Source organism: Microcoleus sp. AT3-A2, assembly GCF_036705685.1.
Lineage (GTDB): Bacteria > Cyanobacteriota > Cyanobacteriia > Cyanobacteriales > Microcoleaceae > Microcoleus.
The window spans coordinates 42394-57853 of the sequence record NZ_JAUBVF010000007.1; the positions used below are offsets into that span (position 1 = coordinate 42394).

At 48.5% G+C, this 15460-nt stretch carries 6 protein-coding genes; 4 read left to right on the forward strand and 2 right to left on the reverse strand.

The genetic code is table 11. The features are described 5' to 3' along the window. Positions 1-115: 115 nt before the first annotated feature. Positions 116-8710, reverse strand: coding sequence for an amino acid adenylation domain-containing protein (locus QUB37_RS06430; RefSeq protein ID WP_333160218.1), 8595 nt, complete (start codon positions 8708-8710; stop codon positions 116-118). A 136-nt stretch (positions 8711-8846) separates the two neighbouring features. Between QUB37_RS06430 and QUB37_RS06435 the strand changes: the two genes are divergently transcribed. After that, positions 8847-9002: a hypothetical protein gene (locus QUB37_RS06435; protein WP_333160220.1), complete on the forward strand. Its 156-nt coding sequence runs from the start codon at positions 8847-8849 to the stop codon at positions 9000-9002. 208 nt (positions 9003-9210) lie between these two features. On the opposite strand, the gene QUB37_RS06440 is transcribed toward QUB37_RS06435, so the two are convergent. Next, positions 9211-9390, reverse strand: coding sequence for a hypothetical protein (locus QUB37_RS06440; RefSeq protein ID WP_333160222.1), 180 nt, complete (start codon positions 9388-9390; stop codon positions 9211-9213). A 126-nt stretch (positions 9391-9516) separates the two neighbouring features. Between QUB37_RS06440 and QUB37_RS06445 the strand changes: the two genes are divergently transcribed. The 3 genes from QUB37_RS06445 (at position 9517) to QUB37_RS06455 (ending at position 15182) form a co-directional block, all read left to right on the forward strand. Then, positions 9517-12285 carry a TonB-dependent receptor domain-containing protein gene (locus tag QUB37_RS06445; protein WP_333160224.1) on the forward strand — a complete coding sequence of 923 codons (2769 nt, stop codon included), beginning with the start codon at positions 9517-9519 and terminating at the stop codon, positions 12283-12285. Between the two features lie 338 nt (positions 12286-12623). Beyond that, positions 12624-13805 carry a PepSY-associated TM helix domain-containing protein gene (locus QUB37_RS06450; RefSeq protein WP_333160226.1) on the forward strand — a complete coding sequence of 394 codons (1182 nt, stop codon included), beginning with the start codon at positions 12624-12626 and terminating at the stop codon, positions 13803-13805. 90 nt (positions 13806-13895) lie between these two features. After that, positions 13896-15182 carry an MFS transporter gene (locus QUB37_RS06455; RefSeq protein ID WP_333160228.1) on the forward strand — a complete coding sequence of 429 codons (1287 nt, stop codon included), beginning with the start codon at positions 13896-13898 and terminating at the stop codon, positions 15180-15182. Positions 15183-15460: the final 278 nt, after the last annotated feature.

The following is a 15460-nucleotide window of genomic DNA, read 5'->3' on the forward strand; positions in this document are numbered from 1 at the left end:
GAGATTTATCGTTTTTAGTAAAGATATTGGCGAACCCGCCCCTACAGGAATAACGGTCAATCGAACAGACATGATATTATTGGCTGCTAACTCATGACTCATCACTGATTTGTGGTTAGCGCAAAGATGACAGTGACCTGCGGTACGCCGATCGCGAAACGGGAACGATCGCGGGTTCTTCAACGACCGCATTTTTGTTCTTGGCATCATTAATCTTTTCTGCAAGTACGGCGAGCGATCGTCCTGCAAAAATATCGCACAAAGGCAATTCTAGCTGACAATTTTCTCGTACCTTTGCTGCTAATTGAATTGCCAGCAGCGAATTTCCTCCTAGTTCAAAAAAGTTATCGGTAATGCTTAAATGTTCGATGCCGAGAACCTCACAGCAAATTCTCGCTAACATTTCCTCAATAGGAGTGCGAGGCGCGACAAAATTCTTGGCTTCTGGAATTGCAGCATCCGGTTCGGGCAGAGCCTTACGGTTAACTTTCCCGTTCGCCGAAAGTGGCAGCGCGTCCAGAATTATCAATGCAGACGGCACCATATAATCGGGCAGCTTTTCGCTCAGGAATTGGCGCAATTCTTCAGTCGCAAGGACAGCATTTTGTTGGGGAACAATATACCCTACTAAGCGCTTTTGACTGTGATTTTCTCCGAATGCGGTGACAATGGATGCTTTGACTGCTGGGTGCTCGTTCAAACCAGCTTCAATTTCTCCTGCTTCGATGCGGAATCCTCGAATTTTAAGGCGGAAATCTTCTCGTCCTAAAAATTCGATATTGCCGTCAGGGAGGAAGCGCCCTAAATCTCCCGTTCGGTACAAGCGATCGCCCGTGACAGGGTGCGTGACGCAACTGGCGCGAGTTTTTTCTTCATTCCGCCAGTATCCTTTTGTCAGCCCAACTCCGGCACAGCACATCTCGCCGACAACCCAGACGGGACAGTCTTCTAGCCTTTCATTCAAAATGTAATAGCGTGTATTGGCGATCGGCGATCCGTAGGGAATGCTCTTCCAAGAAGAATCAACTGTTTCTACCGGATACCAGATGTTCCAGAGAGTGGTTTCAGTTGGGCCGCCGACACTGACAACGCGACATTCTTTGACGATCGCCCTTAACCTCTGGGGCAGCGTTACTGGAATCCAGTCTCCGCCGAGAAACGCCCAGCGCAAGCAATCTGGCAACACTTCAGAACGTCCGCCAGCGTAATCGAGCAGCATTTCCATCATCGGGGGAACCGAGTTCCAAATGGTGACGCGCTCTTTTACCATCAATTCTGCCCAGTGAGCGGGGTCTAGCCGTTGTGTGGCATCGGGAATGACGATCGCACCCCCGGCTGCTAGGATGCCGAAAATATCGTAAACGGACATATCGTGGTGCAGTGCGGTGACTGCGATCGCGCGATCGCAGTCAGCCACATTAAACACTTGATTGGTCTGAGCGATCGCATTGACTGCACCTCGGTGCGCGATCGCCACGCCTTTCGGCAAGCCAGTTGAGCCGGAAGTATAAATCACATAAGCTAAATCTTCCGCCTCCTGCACTGATTCCAAAGCTTCGCCGCTTTCTGTTGCTAATTCCTCAGTATCAAGACAAATTCGCCGCACATTTTTCGGCCATTCCAAGCGTTGATTTAACTGAGATTGCGTCAAAACAATCTCAACTTCGCCATTTTCCAGCAAATACCACAGCCGCTCTTTTGGTAGCGCCGCATCTACGGGCAAATAAGCGGCTCCAGAGGCTAGAATTCCCAAGACAGCGACGATTTGCTCCCATCCTTTCTCCATGACGACGGCAACCAATTGATTAGGGCGAACTCCGAGATTTCGCAAGCAATGACCGACTTGATTCGATCGCAGATAGAGTTCCTCGTAGGTGAGGATGCGATCGCGCGTAATGACGGCTGGTTCGTGCGATCGCGACGCGACTTTCTCAGCAAACAATTCATGCAGCAATACATCGGGAATGGGTGCTTCAATGCTATTAGTAAAGGCTTGCTGAAACTGCACCGTTTTATGCCAAGTTTCCTCTTCATTGGCGAGGCTTTGCAATAGGCTGCAATAGGCGTCAAACATATCGTCAATCATCCCTGGCGGGAAAAGTTCTTCCACCGCATCCCAGCTAAAAGAAAGCCCGTCAGCGGTTTCGGTAAATTGCGCGTCGATCCAAACTTGCGGCGTTTGACCGATGATGTGAACCAGTTCTCCCAATTCTTGAATGAGAGAGAAGATAGAGGAATCTTCCCCTGGCGCGTTTTGCGGATCGATCGTAAACACGACTGGCATCAGCGCTGCAGTTGTACCTTGCGCTTGGGCGAGTTCTCGTAAAACCCGCACGCCGCTGACATATTGGTGTTCTAAATCTTGCCAAAGTTGTTCTTGCAATCGCTTGGCTCGTACTTCAAAACTTTCTTGCTTTGAGTTATCTATTTCTAGCAGAGTAAATGACGCAAATTCTCCGATAATTTCCTCAACTTGAGAATGCAAAGGCAACCGATTAAAGCGCGGCACGTTGAGGGTAAACCGAGGCGTTTTGCTCCACAGAGACAGAACCTCCGCATAGGCGGCCAGCAATAAGCCCGTAGGAGTGAGGCTGGCGCGAGCTGTGCGCGTTTTGAGTCGCTGCCAAGTTGAGAAATCTAAGCGATCGCTCCAGCGTTTAAATCGCGGCTGCGTTAAGGAATTCGGGTGTTTGGCGAGGGGCAATTCCGGCGCTGGTGGCAGGGTTTTGAGGCGAGTTCGCCAGTAATCTAAGGATTGCTGGTAAAATGGGGAGTTTTCTAAGGCGATCGTGGTTAACACGCAGTCGCGGAAAGAAAGTTGCAAGGGGGCGATCGTAGTATTAGGATTGCGGTAAAACTTGACCAAATCACCAAACAAAATTTGAAAACTCCAGCCATCTATGCACAAAGCGTCAATGCTGAGATGCAAGCGAATGCGATCGTTCATTTGCGAAGCGCAAATTTCAAATAGCGGCCAACGATCGAGCGGCAGCACTTGGTGAGAAAGCCGATCGCGAATTGCTTCGAGTTGTTCGCCGGCAACTTTTGAATCGAGCGATCGCAAATCCAAAACCTCAATTTTATAAGCGGGTACGTTTTCCAGAATTTGCTGCTGTCCATTCGGAAGTACGATCGCCCGCAGCATATCGTGACGCTCTACAACTCGCTGCCACGCGAGGCTAAACCGCTCTAAATCTAACTCGTCGCTCTCAATTTCTACATAGCCGTGAATGGCAACATTGCCCATTTCAAAGAAGCTATTTCTCCCGATCCAGTACGCCTGCTGCATTTCATTGAGCGGAAATGGTTGGTAGCGATTTTGAGGATCGGGGGCGATCGCGGGCAGTGAAATCAGGGGTTCGCGCGACTGCTGGCTCTTAGCTTGTGCGATCGCAACTGCCAAACTGGCGACAGTGGGGGATTGAAACAGACAGCGCAACGATAGCTCGACTTGAAAGCGATCGCGCACCTTGGCAATCAGTTGAGTTGCCAGCAAAGAGTGACCTCCCAACTCGAAGAAATTGTCATTAATTCCCACTTGTTTTAAGCCGAGAACCTCAGCCCAAATATCAGCTAATACTTGTTCTTCTAAAGTCTCAGGAGCGATAAAATCGGCGTCTGACTTGTTGGTTTCCGGTGCGGGAAAAGCTTTAAAATCTACCTTACCGTTTGGCGTTAATGGCATCGCTTCCAAATACACAAAGCTAGCAGGAACCATATAATCGGGCAGTTTTTTCTGGAGAAAAGAGCGCAGATTTTTAATCCGTGCAGAGTTGTCAATGCTGACTGCTGAGTTTAAAACGAGGTAGGCGATTAAGCGCTTTCCGGCTGAATCTTCGTCACGCGCCAGAATGACGGCTTCTTGCACGTCTGGATGTTGGCTGAGTGTGGATTCAATTTCTCCCAACTCTATGCGGAAACCGCGAATTTTCACTTGGCGATCTGTGCGATCGAGAAATTCTAAATTCCCGTCGGGGAGATAGCGGACTAAATCGCCTGTTTTGTAAAGGCGAGAGTGCTTCGCACACGCTTCGCGAACGCCTTGCTTGCTGCTAAAAGGATCGGGAATAAATTTTTCTCGATTCAGATCCGAACGGTTGATATATCCTCTGGAAACGCCCGCACCTCCGATATAAAGTTCGCCGGGGACTCCGATCGGAACGGGTTGCAAATTAGCATCGAGTACATAGGTGCGGGCATTTGGAATTGGACGACCAATCGGCAAGGTTTTTGGGGAGTTTTTAACCGCAGAGGGCGCAGAGGGCGCAGAGGGGAGAGAGTCGCACCACGTGGCGACAATGGTTGTTTCTGTGGGGCCGTAAGTATTGACAAGTCGTACTTTTTCTGAAACGCATTTTTGCCACTGATTCAGGGATGCTGAAAGTGCAGTTTCTCCGCCAATAATTGTCAAGCGCACTGATGGTGGAAATTCTGCTTTTTCGGTGCTGAGTCTGGCCGTTAATTCGCGCCAGTAAGCTGTCGGTAAATCTAAGACGGTGATTTGCCATTCCCGGCATTTTTGCAGGAAGGAAGAAATGCTGTCTAACATGGAATTTCCGCGCAGTACCAAAGTTGCGCCTCGCGTTAAACAGGGATAGATTTCTTCGGCGCTGGCGTCGAAGCTGAGGGAAGCAAATTGGAGAATGCGATCGCCTGGTTCGATGCCATATTCGACACTTGCAGCCTGCGTATAATTCGCCAAAGATTGATGCTGCACCATCACTCCTTTTGGCTTGCCGGTAGACCCCGATGTATAGATGATATAAGCGAGGTTTTCTGGCAAAACGGCGGTCTCAGGATTTGACTTATTTTGTTTAGCGATCGTCTGCCATTCTGCATCCAAGCAAATCACAGAGATATTATTTTGGGTTGGCGTTTCTGCTTTTAATTCTGCTTGCGTTAGCAATACGCTAACTCCAGCGTCTTCTAACATGAAGGCGAGGCGTTCTTTAGCATAGATGGGGTCGAGGGGCAAATAAGCGCCGCCTGCTTTTAATATGCCTAAAATTCCGACGATCGCATCGAGCGATCGCGCCATATAAACGCCGACTATGGCATCTGGTTTTACGCCGAAAGAGTGCAAATAATGGGCAAGTTGATTTGCGCGATCGTTCAGTTCTCGGTAGGTCAAACTTTGGCATTCAAATTGCACCGCAACAGCATCAGGTGTTTTCGCCACTTGCGCTTCAAACAAGTGATGAATACAGGCATTTTGAAAGTTATTTGTTTGAGTATTATTCCACTCAAATAGAAGTTGCTGGCGCTCTGTTTCTGCAAGCAGCGGTAAATCTGATAAACGCGCGGATGGATTCGCAACGATGCCTTCTAATAAGTTCTGAAAAACCCTCGCCATTCGCGCGATCGTAGCCGATTCAAATAAGTCTAAGCTGTATTCAAACCACCCTCTAATACCTGTTGCTGTGGCTTCTAATTCCAGGGTTAAATCGAAATTTGCTGTGCCGCTGTGAATCTGTTGGCAGTTCAGGCTTAAACCTGGCAATTCTAAGGCAAATTCAGAGGCATTTTGAAAGGCAAACATCACCTGAAATAACGGCGAGTGACTTAAATCTCGATTCGGCTGCAATTCTTCTACGAGTTTTTCAAATGGCAATTCTTGGTGTGCATAAGCGCCTAAAGTTACCTCCCGAATGCGACCCAGGAACTCTCGAAAAGTGGGATTTCCGGTTAAGTCAGATCGCAGGACTAAAGTATTGACAAAAAATCCAATTAATGATTCGGTTTTGCTGCTGTTGCGGCTGGCAATTGGTGAACCGACGAGGATATCTTCTTGCCCCGTGTAGCGGTAAAGCAGTGTTTTGAATGCTGCCAGCAATGTCATAAATGGAGTAGTTTTTTCGCGGCGACTCAATTGCGTAATTGCCTCGGTTAAGTGCTCTGGCAATTCAAATAATTGCCGACCTCCCTTGTAACTTTGAACAGCGGGACGAGAAAAGTCTGTTGGTAAATTTAGAACCGCTGCGCTGCCACTTAACTGCTGCTTCCAGTAAGTAAGTTGAGCTTCTAATATTTCTCCCTGCATTTGTTGGCGCTGCCAACTTGCAAAGTCTGCATACTGAATTGGCAGCGGTGGAATCGTGGCTAAATTCTTATTAGATAATCCTTCATAAAATGCCGCTAGCTCCCGTAAAAATACGCCCAAAGACCACCCATCAAAAATGATATGGTGGGCGGATAAAAGCAGGGTATGTTCTGTTTCAGATAGGCGCAGAAGTTTGGCACGGAGCAGATGTGGTTGAGTTAAATCAAAGGGCAATTTTGCTGCTTCCGCAGACAGTTTTTGCGCTGCTTTATCGCGTTCCTCCGGGGAGCGATCGCTCAAATCTATCAGCGGTAATGGGAAAACTTTCGCCTCAAAAATAACTTGTATCTGTTCTTTTTCTCCACCAGCAAATGCAGTTCTTAAAATCTCGTGTCGCTCGATAATTTTCTCAATACTTTGCCGGAGTGCTTCTGCATTAAGTTGCCCCGTCACCCGAACCGCACCGCAGAGATTGTAGAAGGGGTTTCCCGGTTCCAATTGGTCGAAGAACCACAAGCGTTCTTGGGCAAAAGACAGGGGAAGATGGCGCGAGCGAGAAACAGGTTCAATGACGGCTGCTTTGGTATTTCCTGTTAGTTGCTCTAGAATTTGCACTGCCAGTCGAGCAATGCTCCTATCCTCAAACAAATCGGCAACCGATACAGTAACGCCCAAGTCACTCTCTATTTGATTTTTTAACTCAAAAATTCTTAAAGAATCTAGTCCAAAGCTACTGAGTGGTTGATCGATTTCAGTCGGCCTTAGCCGACTTTGGCTATTAGCCGGGGAATGAATTCCCCGGCGGTTTACCTGCTGCCAAAGGTAAGCCTCAAGAAGCAACTGCCGTTCTTGTAACTCTGCTGTCAGCAGAATTTCTCGCGTTAGTTGATTGTCTATTTCCACCGAATCAGCTAACTCTAAAACGCTACTGGCGACTACTTCCAAATTGTCAGCTAGAAAGTCAGCATAGGCGGCGCGACGTTGAATTTTACCGCTGGTCGTTTTCGGAATGCTTCCGGGCTTAATCAGCACTACTCCATAAACTTGCACTTCATATTCTTGAGCAATGCGGGATCGGATGGCGCTGATAATTTCCTCGGCATGATCCGGCGCTTTGCGAGATTGTAATTCTGGCACGATAACGAGCTGTTCTTCGCCTGCGACTTCCACCGAGAAGGCCGCGATCGCCCCTGGCCGCAAACTGGGATGGCTGCGCTCTGCCGTTCTTTCTATATCTTGTGGGTAAAGGTTGCGACCTCGGATGATAATCAAATCTTTGAGTCGCCCTGTAATAAACAGTTCTCGATCGCGTAAAAAGCCTAAATCTCCTGTTCGCAAAAATGGCCCTTCGCTGGTATCTGAAAGATATGCTTGAAAGGTTTTTTCTGTCTCTTCTGGGCGATTCCAATAGCCTCGCGCAACTGTGAGGCCAGCTACCCAAATTTCTCCTACTTCCTGCGGCTGGCATTGCGTCAGAGATTCGGGATTGACGATCGCAACTTTAGTGCCAAATTCAGGGAAACCGCAGCCGACTAAAGTTCTCGCGCCCCCCTCGCCTTCGACAACTTCTACAATGTGATTATTTTCCAGCGCCCCAGCATCAACAGCTAAGAAAGTCGGTGTTATCCCGCTGCGAACCGTGGCAATTTTTAGCGTTGTTTCTGCCATTCCGTAAGCAGGACAAAAGGCATCCGCCTGAAAACCCCAGGGCTCAAAAGCTTTGGTAAATCGCTCTAGGGTTTCTTTGTGGATCGGTTCTGCGCCGTTATAAGCCACGCGCCAACTACTCAAGTCGAGCATTTTTTGGCCATCGCCCAACATTTTGCTTATTTTGCTAGCACACAAGTCGTAAGCAAAATTTGGCCCGCCGCTGTGGGTAGCTTTGTAGCGCGAAATCGCTTCCAACCAGCACATCGGGTTCTGAATAAACGCGGCTGGTGGCATGAAGTAAGAGGGAATTCCCAGATACAAAGGTTTGAGCAATCCGTCAATTAACCCCATGTCGTGAAAGGGGGGAAGCCATGTTACGGCAACGCTTTCGGAATCGTGCTCAAAGCCTCGATGAATGTATTCGATGTTGTACAAAACGTTGGCGTGGCTCACCATTACGCCTTTAGGCGTGGAGGTTGAGCCGGAAGTGTACTGAAGATAAGCCACGGAGTCGGGATGGATGGGTGGCTGCTGCCACTTTTCGCCGTCATCGGCAAGCGCCTCTGCACTCAGCCAACGCATCGCTTCGAGTTGCGGCGCTCGATCGCATAGCTGCTCTAAATTTTCCAGGTGTCGTGTGGGAGCGATCGCAATTGTTGCTCCTGCATCTAGGGCGATCGCACTAATTTTCGCTAAATTCCGTTTCAGCTTCGGCGGATAGAGGGGAACCGCGATCACTTTGGCGTACAAGCATCCAAAAAAGGCGGCGAGATAGTCCAATCCTGGCGGGAAAAGCAGTAAGGCTCGTTCGCCACTGAGCCCCAATGTCTGAAGTCGCACGGCGTGCGATCGGGCGATCGCATCTAACTCTCGATAAGTCAAACTGGCGGTTTCAGTTTTTCCGTCTAACAGAAATGTATATTTCTGCTCTGGTTGGTGTAACGCTCTATTTTGTAGGAGTTCTACTAAATTTGTACAACTTTCGGTGAGTTGGTTTCCCTTAATGCTTGCGTGACTCATCGATTCTTTTTACCTAATAAATCTTGTTTGCAGTACGCCAACCAGTTCCGCCAAATTCTTTCCACATAGACTTTCTGTGAACAGTTGTCGGGCGTTACGAGTCTCTCATCAGCGCGTTTGAGTCTTCAATTCGGGTATGAGCGCTTCTTTTAACGTTTTGTGGTCGATCGGGCTGTTCGGCAATGGCTCCGGGGCGATTTCAGTCCGAGCCAGCTTCGATATCAGCTTCAGGGGCTTTACGGCTATCGACTTTAAGCATAGTAGGCTAGATGATATTAATTGTCAAGAGTAGTTGAAAAACTTTATTGACTCCTATGGTTGCCTATCTGACAATCTTTTCTAACTCTTGCCATAGCATTTTAGGCGATCGTTTGTCTAGCCCTCACAATCAACCATACTACGCAAGTGGTGTTCAAGGATATAGAGGGGTGAGACCCCCTATTACAAGATGCCATAATTTTTCATTAGTTAACTCTTGACAGATGCAAGTGCTCTGTTATCTAATTAAGGCACTTTCTCATTAAGCGTCCAGCGACTACTTCCTTTAACCGAGGAAAATGCCCACCGTGGGCGATCGTCCAGAGCGCCACCGGACTGAGGAGTTCGCCCTGACGCGCCTCCTGTATTCCCAGACAAATGCCACTAGCGACGGGAGGATCGGATCGAACTGCGCCCGACAACTGGGCCGGATCTTCTGCAGGTCAGTTTCAAGAGGCACACAAGAGCAGTAACGCTGCCACAAATCATGTTGTGCAAGCAACGTAAACCACATATCCGAAGTTCCATTAATTTTTGATTAAAGACTAATGAAGAGATCGCAGAAATTATTAAATAGCCTTGGGCTGGCAGGAGTCGTGTCGGCGTTAGTCGCTGGGCCGGCGTGCGCTTCCAACATCGCGCAGGTGACGGGCGTTCGCCTCAACCCCACGTCAGAAGGCATTGAAATCATCCTAGACACTGAAGATGGAAGACCCCTGCAAGTCTTCAGCGCCAGCTTTGGCGAAACTTTACAAGTTGATGTCATCACCGCTCAACTGCGACTACCAGGGGGAAATGAGTTTCGTCAAGACAAACCGGCTGCGGGAATTGCTTCTGTCACCGTTACTCCTTTAGATAACAACAGCATCCGAATCAAAGTCATTGGCGAGAGGGGTCAACCAGTGGCACGGGTGATTCCTAACGCTGCGGGTCTGATTCTGGGCTTAAAACCCACCTCGGAGATGACTGCTCGCCCGCCTGCACCTGCTCCTACAACACAGCGGCCGGGGACACCCGCAGCACCCTTGCCACCGACAGGGCAGCAGGTAGAGATACCTGCAGAACCTTTACCACCTACAGCACAGCCACCAGGAACGCCCGGAGAACCCTTACCACCTACAGCACAGCCACCAGGAACGCCCGGAGAACCCTTACCACCTACAGCGCAGCCACCTGGGACACCCGGAGAACCCTTGCCCTCTACAGCGCAGCCACCTGGGACACCACAGGCGGGGAGAGACCCGATTGAAATCGTTGTCACTGCAACACGAACCTCAGAAAGAGTGTCAAACGTGCCGCGCTCTATAACGGTGGTAGACTCAGAAGAACTTCAGCAGCAGGTAGGGCAATCGAGAAATATCGGGGAAGCTCTGGCAAATCAGGTTCCTGGTTTCGCGCCTCCGACTCAACAAACTAGCACTTATGGACAAACTTTGCGGGGGCGCGACGTTTCCGTTCTGATTGACGGCGTGCCGCAAACAACTAATCTTCAATCGTTTGGCAGAGAATTTAGAAACATCGATCCCAGTGCGATCGAACGCATTGAAGTAGTGCGGGGGTCTACCGCAATCTACGGCGCTCAGGCTACAGGTGGCGTGGTTAATATTATTACTCGTCGGCCAACTGAGGAAAGGCTAACTGCTGTTACTGAAGTGGGCGTCGGTAGCGGTTTAACAAACACGGATGATGCTCTAAGCTTTAACGCTCAGCAGACGGTTTCTGGCCGATCGGGCAATGTCGATCTGACGGGCACTGTCTCGCTCTCTAGAAGTGGAGCTTTTTACGATGCCAAAGGCGATCGCATTCCCTATTTTGAACTCGGCGGAGATAGCAGCACCCTCTTCAACGTGATGGGCAAAGTCGGGGTAGATTTGGATACCGAACAGCGGCTGCAACTAACTGTCAATCACTATCGGGAAACCCAAGATCCCAATGTGATTCCAGACCCTAGTGTTGACGACCAGGAAGGACGGCAAAAAGCCCGCGCCATCCGAACCGGAGATTTGGATATTGACGGGGAAACACCGGGAAATAGAAGTACACAGCTCAACCTCAGTTACACCAACCAAAACCTTTTTGGCAGCAGCCTTCAAAGTCAAATTTACTATCGAACGAATTCCAATGTAAGTGTTCCCTCTGATTTTCGCACGTCCGATTTCTTTGGCCCGTTTGTCGGCGTTGCTCGTTCGCGAGCCGAAAACGAACAAATAGGAGGAAGGCTTGCGGTCACCACTCCTTTATCCAGTGCCGAAAATCTTCGATTAACTTGGGGTTCTGACTATATTACTGAAGATAGCAAACAGCGTTTCGACCTGTACGACCCAGAGAGAGTTGACGCAAGTGGTGGCAGGGTTTACCGGAAAATTTCCGAGCGTCCTTTCGTTCCTCCTTACACTTATGACAGCCTTGGCTTTTTCGGTCAATTGGAATGGAATATTGACGATATCGTCATTTTAAGTGGCGGGATACGTCACGAACGCGTCGGGTTAAACGTCAATGATTATACCACTTTTAACGATCGCCAGATCGAAGGAGGCGATCGCAAATTTAACGCCACCCTATTTAATACAGGGGCTGTCTATAAACTTAATGACAACTTCAACATATTTGGCAACTTTTCTCAAGGTTTCTCAGTTCCAGATTTCGGCCGCATTCTCCGCCAACCCCCCGACGATTTTGTGGGAATTGAATCTTCGTTAGAAGTAACTCAACCGCAAAAAGTCAACAGCTACGAAATTGGCATTCGAGGAGGGTGGCAATCCGTGCAAATGTCGCTTGCCGCTTTTTACAATACCTCCGATCTAGGAATCAGTTTTCAACCAGTTGGCAACACAGGTCGCCTGGAACTAATCCGCGCCCCAGAACGCATTTACGGCTTAGAAGGAACTGTGGATTGGCAACCTGCACGAGCATGGTCGATCGGCGGGACTGCTACCTATCTTCATGGCGAATATGAGGAGGACAACCGTTACATCGCCCTCGATAGCAGCAGAATTCCACCGCTCAAGCTAACAGCTTATCTCCAAAACGAAACTTTGCAGGGATGGAACAATCGGTTACAGTTATTATATTCTGGAAATCGCGATCAAGCCTTCAAAGACGGCTCGGATGGCGGCCCGATTAGCAGCTATCTCACATTGGATTACATCAGCACAATTCAACTAGGAAAAGGGCTGCTACAAATCAAAGTCGAGAATTTATTGAATAATCAATATTTTCCCGTGATCTCCCAATACTTAGCTGGATTTGGATCGGACAGCGGTAATTATGCAGGCAGAGGTTTAACTCTCAGTGTTAATTACCGCCTTAACTGGTAATTACAGCAGATTGAAGGTTTATGAGGTATTCAATTCCCCCGTAGGGACACGGAACTACCCATAGGTGTCAATTTAACGTCAAACCGACAGTCCGGCAGGGGTTTAAACCCCTGCCTCAAAGCTAAAGTCCTCTAAAAGAGGACTGAAGGACTCATACCAAATCCGGGTTAAAAACCCCTTTATTACTGGAGAGGGGGAGAGTGGGAAAAAATAGCTCGCCAGTTCAAAAAGGGGGTGAGTAACCCGGATTTAGTATCATTAGTCCTCTTGAGTGGACTTTAGCTATTAGACAGGGGTTTCAAGCCCTGGCGGACTCGCGGGCCCACTAACGGACTTGAATGAGAACAGTTAACGGCTTTGAGGAAAAATTCGAGATGAAGTTCCGCAAACTCGCATTCAAATTGCATTTGTATTTGGGGTTGGTAGTAGGAATATTTCTAGCAGTAATTGCTTTAACGGGCAGCTTGCTGGTTTTTGGTCCCGAAATCGAGCGGTTCTTCAATCCCCAACTCCTGCAAGTTATTCCTCAAGGCGAACGGATACCGCTGGAAAATGTCCTGCATATTGTCGAAAAAGCTTATCCCCAAAATCAAGCTCTTAGTATTTTGCTACCGCGATCAGCGAAGGAAGTTTGCCAAGTTTCGATGCTGTCAAAAAGTGAGGAAGTAGTTAACGTTTATGTCAATCCTTACAGTGGAGAAATTAAGGGTGCGCGCCTTGGGAAAGAAACTTTTACAGGTTTGGTTTTTACGTTACACGCAGAATTAGCGGGAGGAGAATTAGGTCATATTTTTGTAGGTATTTGCGGTCTAGTAATGCTAGGACTAACTTTTACTGGTTTGGTATTGTGGACGGGTTGGCGCAATTTGACTCGCGGATTTTCTATTAATTGGAAAGCTCACTGGCAGCGGACTGTCTTTGATTTACATAACGTTTCTGGCATTGTATCAGTCGCTTTTCTCATACTGATCTCTGCTACAGGAACAGCGATAATTTTTTACGCGCCGGTTGAATCGGCTTTGTATTGGCTAACCAATGAAAAGCCACAGCCCGCCTTGAATTCTCATCCCCACTCTAGCAGTTCAAGGCAAAATCTTGACGAAATTTTACACCAAGTTACTACCGTTTGGCCGGAAGCTAAAACCACTTTTATTTCTCTGCCTTTGACACCTGAAGCAAGTTTTAAAGTAAGGAAAAAATTTCCCAATGACCCGCACCCAAACGGGATTAGCACCATTTATCTCGACCAATACAGTGGCGAAATATTGCAGGCTGACAGTGTAAATTCAGCTTCTGTAGCAAATCGAATTCTCAACTCGCTTTATCCGCTACATATTGGCAGCTATGGCGGAATTTACTTGCGGCTGGCACACGCGATCGCAGGATTAGCAGCGTTTGTACTGTTTGTTACGGGTGTACTGATGTGGTGGCAGCGGCATTTGGTGAAATTTTACCGCAAGGAGGCGAGACAGCAATATGAAGAATTATCTCCACTGAGCCAGCAATGGCCTTGGTTTTAATGAGAGTGGCGTGCGGTTTGATTCGGGTGTGATTCTCCTGCTTAAAAACCCCTATCCTCTGAATTTTAAATCCTATCAATCGCTTATTTAATGCAAAAATTTATTCAACTCTGGCTCGGACAAACTGCTTCGATGATTGGCAGCGCTATGTCCGCGTTTGCGCTGACTATTTGGATTTGGGAATCCACCAGTCAAGCGACAGCTTTGGCTTTGTTGATGTTTTTTACTCAATTGCCACGCATCTTGCTTGCTCCGGTTGCTGGCATTCTCGTCGATCGCTGGAATCGAAAATTTTTAATGGCGATCGGTGATGCGGTTTCAGCTTTGTTAACGCTCACTATCCTATTACTTTATATCAGCCACAACCTGCAAATATGGCATATATATATAGCGGCTGCGATTAACGGAATTTTTGACCAAATTCAACAGTTAGCTTACTCAGCAGCGATCGCCACAATGATGCCAGAAAAGCATTACAGCCGCGCTAGCAGTTTAAGTTTTTTGGCAAGTTACGGTGCGAGTATTATTGCTCCGACGCTGGCGGGGATTCTCTATTCTGCGATTGGGCCCGGCGGGATTTTTACGATCGACCTGGCAACTTTTACAATTGCGATCGGCACGCTAGTATGTGTCAAAATACCACAGCCCGCGATCGCGCCAGCGTTGCGGAGCAATATCGCCTCCAATCCCCAGCCGACTCGCTTTCACCTATTGCAAGAACTCAGCTTCGGATTCCGCTACATCGTCCAGCGTCCCAACCTGCTTGCCTTGCTGGTGTCCCTTTCGCTATTCTGGTTTGCTCACGACATCGGCGCGGCCCTCTACTCACCGATGATACTGGCACGCACCGGCAACAATGCCAGAATCCTCGGTACTATCCTTTCAGCCGCCGGCGCAGGCGGTGTTTTAGGAGCATTGTTCGTCAGTATTTGGGGCGGCCCCAAACGCCGAATCCGGGGCTTTCTGCTAGGCATGGCAGGCGCGGGCTTGAGTAAAATAGTCTTTGCTTTCGGTCAGGCGCTTTCCATCTGGGTTCCCGCTCAATTTTGTTCGTCTTTCAATTTCCCCATCCTCGGCAGTTCCAACGAGGCGATATGGCTGGCGAAAGTCGCACCAGAGGTACAGGGGCGTGTTTTTGCTACCAGAGCAGTCATCATGCAATTGGCGTCAGCGATCGGTTTATTGATCGCAGGGCCACTTGCCGATCGCGTCTTTGAACCCGCCATGCAACCGGGAGGTTTTTTAGCAGCTATTTTTGGCGGACTTCTGGGGACAGGTGCCGGTGCTGGCATGGCTTTGTTATACGCTATCTCCGCGCTGGGCTTATTGCTCGTAGCAGTCGGTGGGTATGCTTGCCGACTGCTGCGCGATGGGTAAAGGGGAAACGGAGAGAGGTCTTTTAATATCAATTCCGGTAGCATCAGAAGAGTAAAACCCAGTCAACAGTCAACAATCACCCATGTTGCAACCGTAATCGATCTAATTCATCTGCGTTAATCTGTGTTTATCTGCCATCATCTGCGGTTAAAAAAAGAGAATGTGTTAACCGCAGATGACAATGGATTGACGCTGATTCACGCAGATTAAGAGAATAGAGATAGGAATAATTCCGATGCTAACAGATTTGATATAACTTCTTCCTTCTTCCTTCTTCC

Bases quoted from the DNA above. Each gene is read 5' to 3' on its own strand.
- QUB37_RS06435 (WP_333160220.1), top strand. From the start codon at position 8,847: ATGAGCGCTTCTTTTAACGTTTTGTGGTCGATCGGGCTGTTCGGCAAT.
- QUB37_RS06455 (WP_333160228.1), top strand. From the start codon at position 13,896: ATGCAAAAATTTATTCAACTCTGGCTCGGACAAACTGCTTCGATGATT.
- QUB37_RS06430 (WP_333160218.1), bottom strand. From the start codon at position 8,710: ATGAGTCACGCAAGCATTAAGGGAAACCAACTCACCGAAAGTTGTACA.
- QUB37_RS06445 (WP_333160224.1), top strand. From the start codon at position 9,517: ATGAAGAGATCGCAGAAATTATTAAATAGCCTTGGGCTGGCAGGAGTC.
- QUB37_RS06450 (WP_333160226.1), top strand. From the start codon at position 12,624: ATGAGAACAGTTAACGGCTTTGAGGAAAAATTCGAGATGAAGTTCCGC.